The following is a 5,725-nucleotide window of genomic DNA, read 5'->3' as shown; positions in this document are numbered from 1 at the left end:
TTGTAGTCTGTATTACTTGCCAGACTGAGTGTAATTGAGTTCACTTTTGAAAAATTAGGGTTATAGCCCTTCTTGAGATACCCACGCCAGACAAACCCAGTTATGGTTTTTTTAGATAATGGTGAAAAATTGGATACCAAATAGTACACCGATTTCTTACCATTATGTTTAAGGATAATGATACCTGTACGATACCAACTAGAATTAGGATAGTTTTTTAGGTTAGCAATTTTTTGTTTGTGATTTAAATGTTTCCATACATAAGCGTTTTTCTGAAAGCTTTTGGCATGGTAGATAGTTCCACCAGCAGGAAACGAAGATTTAACAACCGTATACTGACTACTGGCCTGAACCGTGGGTTGTTGCACTGCAATCCCCATAGTTACAGCAAACAAGCCCATTAGAATAAAACTGACAAGCTTCTTGTTCATGATAAAACCTCTCCCTTCGACAACCTAATTATCTACTGATGTGCTATCGTACACAAGCAATTTACATAAGTGCAACGAGTTTTTAATACTTTTGTGGCCGTCAANACTTTTGACTTTCCCCAAAATTAATCAACTATTTCGAGAGATAACCTTAAAGTTTTATAGAGTAAGGTAGCTTATCTTTCATGGAGGTAGCGGAATCTTTGAGAGCGTAACACTAATCCTGGCATTTTGACGATCTCCTGCACTATATTTTGGGCCATTGGAACCCTGCTAATCAAGTTAAATCCAGGGTTCATAATCGCAGTATATCACAAAAGCAGCCCCCTCAAATCTATTCGATAGATTCAAGGGGCTGTTTTAACAACTTTTCCGAGGGGCGATAACTACAATATGGACCCTAAATAGATTTAATAACCACAACTACTCATAACGATCATCATGTGAATTTAGACCGAAGCATTAAATATTCCAACCCAAAATAAACTTTCCTATCGAAAGCGAAAAAAGTAACCCAATAAATATACCAATTGATAATAGAATAATTATCCTAAACTTACTTACTTTAGTTCTGCGCATAGACGGAATACTTCCAGTATTAAGATATTTAGCTAATTGCTTGTATGTGTTCAATCCGAGTCTTTTAGTTTCCATAGTAAGATTAACGGTCAGAATAACTCCGATAGTTGAAAAAAAGGTTACAAGCATCATAGACAATGTAAAAGATATCCACCTACCCACGATTAAAGATAAATACGTGGCTATTATAGTTATCCCAATGTCAATACATCTCTTTTTGTTCCTTTTCATTAAAGCATTTGCCCTTATAACGTCAACATCATCAGAGAGCAAATCTTTTAATGTAATACCGTAAAGTTCACAAAGTAAAATTAAACTCTGAATATCAGGAATTGTTTTCCCATTTTCCCAGTGAGAAACAGTTTGATGGGAAACATGGCTTGTCGGCAATCTGTGAACCAAATTTTGGCGATTAGCTACTTTAGTTGGCAAAACGGCACCCAAGAGTCTAAGAACGCTATTAAGCACCCGTAGCGGGTGTGGATTTATTTTACAGATACATGAGTGAAGGTTGCTCAGCAAACGCGCAGCAGCGCGCAAACGAGCTCAAAAAGGGAGACCCGTTATCGATAAATTCAATGCTCATAGCGATAAAAAACATCGGTTCAGCGCCGGTTAATCCAAAACAATGGTGCTGGTTTGGATAGGTCCTAAAACTAAATCTATTTGGTTTGGCATCGAGGGCGACAAGCGCAAAGCTATTAGCGATCACCTAACGACCATTTTCTCAAACAATAATGCCCAAATGTGCCGTAAAGGTGGACTCCAAAGTTATGGTTTTGACACAAATCCTCAAGTCCAGTTTCCCGTGTTTACTAGGCCATGTGAAGATGCGCCGACAACCGCTATTAGACAAGGGTGCGCTTTTACCCCCCCCATTGTGCGATAACTAACAGCTTTAAACGCATCATCCAGCATAAAGGCGACAACAAATTTACTGAGTTTTAGGGCATACCAACTAAGCCTAATTAGAGCTGATCTTGGTTATTAGGCATAGGCAGGGGTATTAGAATTTTCAGGATAGTTTGCTGGGTCATAATGCAATTCCTGAAGGAATTTATCACCGCATTCTTCAAAATAGTTTTTCAGGGAAACCATGATGTACTTCTCAACCCCGACCGGATTAGCTGTTTTTTTGTTGGCGGTGAATAGAATGCGGCGCAAGTTTTCAGCTAGACTGTCGCGCATGTCGGTGTTTTGTTCGAGTGACAAAGCGAGGCCAATATCCTTCACTTCACGATGATTCTTGTAGACGGCTTTTTTAGCTTTATAGATTAGGCCGCCGTAATTGTATAGTTTATCAGCATTGCCAAAGGAGAGGGCCTTCATAATCGAGACGGCTTGTTCTGGTAATCCCCCCTGGTGGATGAGTTGATCGGCAATGATATTGGTTGCCATATCGTTAAGCACTGGTTGCTGGCTGGTTTTCGGTTGTTTTGAAGTTGGCTGGCCGTTAGTTTCCCCTGGTTGCGGAGTGTTAGCTACGGTTTGGGGTCCTGACTTTGGTGAGCTTGTGAAAATCGCGCTATTTAGTCCATTTTGTGTATTATCTGTATTAATTGTTTTATATGTCAAAGTATGATTAAAAGTCTGATTTGGTAGAAATTTTTTCCAGCCCCCCCAGCAAAATTTTCTAGGGGTGTACCAGAATGGGGAACTTGCTGTGGCAAACCGTGGAATGAAAATGCGGTAAGTAGAATTGGTTGGCGTGTTGTAGCGAGTAATCCACTGTTCATCGGTTAATTCGGCCATGTAGTTAGCGACTGTCCGGACAGAAACGTTGATATCCCGAGCCATCTGCTCATTGGAGTAGATGATAAAAAACGCTTTTTTATCTTTGTCAAAATAATCGAGGGGCCGTTTAATGGACGATTCCATGCGATCATATAAATGATTGATGATGGAACACTTGGTTGGGTTAAAGCCCTTTTTTTCAAAAAAGTTAAATTGGCGAATAAATTGTTTAGTTCCCTTGATGGTATGCATGATTAAGATCTCCTATCAAAAAAGAGCGACAAGGTTACTTTCCTTGCAGCTCTTTTTTAACTGATTAATCATCATGGATCATGATTAAATCGGGATTCCTAAGGGGTATGTATAGAAATCGTCATCAAAATATGGTATACTTTTGTTGTTGAAATGCCGGGTGTGTCTAACACCCACAAAACAATACGAAAAGTATTCTCAATATTTTTGACTGAACGTTAAAAAGGTCGTGCAAGAAGGGAAGGTTCTTGTGTGGCTGCATGAATGGTAAGGCAATACCATGCACGCAACGTTCTCTTTTTTTATCTTTATTTTTATGGGTTCGCAACTTTGCGTTCCCTTTTTTTATTTACAAGCATATTGTACCTGACGCCAGTTGGTGTGTAAAGCCTAAATTAAGCGTTATTGGTGTCTATAAACATTCGCAAAAGTTCACTTGTATAACAAGTAAATAATATTTACAAGTAAACTTTATTTACAAGTAAATTTTATTTACTTGTAAATGGATGACTGCCTATATCCGCTACTATATAGCTTTTCCATATATCGTAAATAATATTTACAAGTAAACTTTATTTACAAGTAAATTTTATTTACATGTAAATAAATATAAACTTTCCTTTGAAAAAGTTGTAATTGGCCAAAATATTTTTTTGTATACAGTTGAAAACACAACTTCGAAAATGTATACTCTTGCTAAGGAGATGATTGTATGAGTGCAGACGTATTTGTTGTAGGGAATTTTAAGGGCGGCGTTGGTAAGACGAAAACCGTGACTATGCTTTCCTATATATCAGCGGTAAACAAACACAGGAGAACTTTAGTGGTTGATTTGGACCCACAGGCCAATGCTACCAGTATATTAGCGAAAACAGGTAATATAACAGATATTAGCAAGAATATTACCGATGGTTTTACGAACGGTGATCTTACTAATCAGATCACTCCGATTATTCCTAATCTTGATTTAATTGCGTCTAATACACAATTTAGTCGTTTACCCAAAATGTTATTACAGTCTTTTCCTGACGATGATAAAAGACAGGTTACATATCTGAGACAATTGTTAAAACCATTGCGAGAACAATATGAAGCCATCTACCTAGATGTGCCACCAACCATTAGCGATTTTTCGGATAATGCAATGATGGCATCAGACTACTGTATTATAATTTTACAAACGCAGGAACTGAGCTTTGATGGTGCAAAAACTTACATTAACTACATGCAATATCTGATTGATAATTACGGAGCCGAATTGGACATTGTTGGAATACTGCCGTGCATGTTACGTGCTGGTGGGCGTGTTGATAAGAAAGTACTTTCAGATGCACGCCAAGAGTTTGGGAATAACGTCTTGAATACAATAGTTACTTATCAAGAACGACTTAAAGCATATGATGCTGAAGGTATATCAATGGGTAAAATTTATACTGGTCAGAACGATCAGTGGGATCAACGTGCACATAAAGTGTTCGAAAATGTTTTAGACGAAATTGATCTTCATAAATTAGCACTACAAGAGGAAGAAGGTTAAAAAATGGACGATAGTCAAAAGAAAAAATTGCCACAAATTAAGCCGGTACTCGAGCATCCTCAATCTTCTCTTAAAAGTAAGACTGTTAATATTAAAGGGCAAAACAGTTTTGGGCCAATTACTGGTATGCAGACTCAATCAAAGCAACCCGACAAAAAGAAAAAAAAAGCTATGACAGTACAACGTGTTTCTAAAGAAAGCGTTGAGAAACTACGTGTTTTGTCGTATTTTCTTCCACCAGAGGAGGCCCATGAAAAGAAAACTTTCGATTCTCTTCTTAACCGTTTAATTCAGACATATACTGAAACGTCCATGAATAATCGACAAAAAGATATGTATAATACTCTACTTGAAAAAGAGCGAGAGCAGTAAATTTAGCCAGCACAACCGATACTTTTTTTGTGCTTTATGTTATACAAGTAAATAATATTTACAAGTAAACTGAATTTACTTGTAAATATTATTTACTTGTATAACATATGCTAGGTTTCCTTGAAGGATAAATTTATGATCTATTGTTATCTACAGTGACTTCGATCCAATCTATCTGTTCATTGTTTGTTAATATCAAGAGATCCGATCAGTAGCTATCAATAACTTGATCCGTTTCTAATTAGTCAAAGTAAAATTAGCGATCCTATGGATTGAAGTCAATATTTGAGACAGATTTTAAGAGACATTCAGAACCGCGTTTACCTTCCACAGCTCAAATAAATCATTAATCGCGATTAATAACTTATTTGAACCATGGAAAGCATTAAATCAGGCGGCCATTTGGCTCGTAAGTGTTGCGATTTCAACTTGTAAGGGGGTCTGGTAGCCCAGTGAACTATGAATTCTCTTCCTATTGTAGAAAGCATGCACATATTCAAAAAGGACAGCAGCGGCAGTTTCATAATTCTCAAAGACCGGCACTGGATAAACACATTCCTTTTTGAGGGAAGCATGAAAAGGTTCCATTGGCGCATTATCATACGGACAACCCTTACGGCTGTATGAGTGGCGGATATGTAGTTCAGTTAACCGTTGATTGTAATCATCGCTGGTATACTGTGATCCTAAATCCGTATGGATAATCAGGTCCCCAGTAATGGTTCGATTTTTAACCGCGCTTTCCAGGGTCTTTAAGACTAAATCAGTAGCCATCTTTTTTGAGAACGAATAGCCGATAATTCGTCTTGAGTGCAGGTCT

The 5,725-nt window shown here is 37.7% G+C and carries 5 protein-coding genes and 1 pseudogene; 2 read left to right on the top strand and 4 right to left on the bottom strand.

Annotation, left to right across the window (positions count from 1 at the left end):
- The 3 genes and pseudogenes from FD47_RS13475 to FD47_RS13465 all read right to left on the bottom strand — a co-directional run.
- Positions 1-431 (bottom strand): annotated as a pseudogene (locus FD47_RS13475) (hypothetical protein); the annotation flags it as partial.
- A 462-nt stretch (positions 432-893) separates the two neighbouring features.
- Positions 894-1,442, bottom strand: a complete 549-nt coding sequence (locus tag FD47_RS13470) for a helix-turn-helix transcriptional regulator (RefSeq protein WP_054736511.1) — start codon at positions 1,440-1,442, stop codon at positions 894-896.
- 555 nt (positions 1,443-1,997) lie between these two features.
- Positions 1,998-2,996 carry a hypothetical protein gene (locus tag FD47_RS13465; RefSeq protein WP_056980798.1) on the bottom strand — a complete coding sequence of 333 codons (999 nt, stop codon included), beginning with the start codon at positions 2,994-2,996 and terminating at the stop codon, positions 1,998-2,000.
- A gap of 712 nt (positions 2,997-3,708) precedes the next feature.
- Between FD47_RS13465 and FD47_RS13460 the strand changes: the two genes are divergently transcribed.
- Entirely contained in the window at positions 3,709-4,533 is an 825-nt protein-coding gene (locus tag FD47_RS13460; protein ID WP_013721075.1) for a ParA family protein, read from the top strand.
- Between the two features lie 3 nt (positions 4,534-4,536).
- On the top strand, positions 4,537-4,905 hold the full coding sequence (locus FD47_RS13455; protein ID WP_013721076.1) for a hypothetical protein: 369 nt from the start codon (positions 4,537-4,539) through the stop codon (positions 4,903-4,905).
- Between the two features lie 390 nt (positions 4,906-5,295).
- On the opposite strand, the gene FD47_RS13450 is transcribed toward FD47_RS13455, so the two are convergent.
- On the bottom strand, positions 5,296-5,725 hold a 430-nt coding region (locus FD47_RS13450), incomplete at its 5' end, for a DDE-type integrase/transposase/recombinase (RefSeq protein ID WP_156404158.1).

The sequence above is a fragment of the Lentilactobacillus parafarraginis DSM 18390 = JCM 14109 genome (assembly GCF_001435895.1).
In the GTDB taxonomy this organism is placed as follows: domain Bacteria; phylum Bacillota; class Bacilli; order Lactobacillales; family Lactobacillaceae; genus Lentilactobacillus; species Lentilactobacillus parafarraginis.
Note: the sequence above shows the minus strand (reverse complement) of the source record. Positions and strands in the feature narration are given on the sequence as shown.

Bases quoted from the DNA above. Each gene is read 5' to 3' on its own strand.
- FD47_RS13460 (WP_013721075.1), top strand. From the start codon at position 3,709: ATGAGTGCAGACGTATTTGTTGTAGGGAATTTTAAGGGCGGCGTTGGT.
- FD47_RS13455 (WP_013721076.1), top strand. From the start codon at position 4,537: ATGGACGATAGTCAAAAGAAAAAATTGCCACAAATTAAGCCGGTACTC.
- FD47_RS13465 (WP_056980798.1), bottom strand. From the start codon at position 2,996: ATGCATACCATCAAGGGAACTAAACAATTTATTCGCCAATTTAACTTT.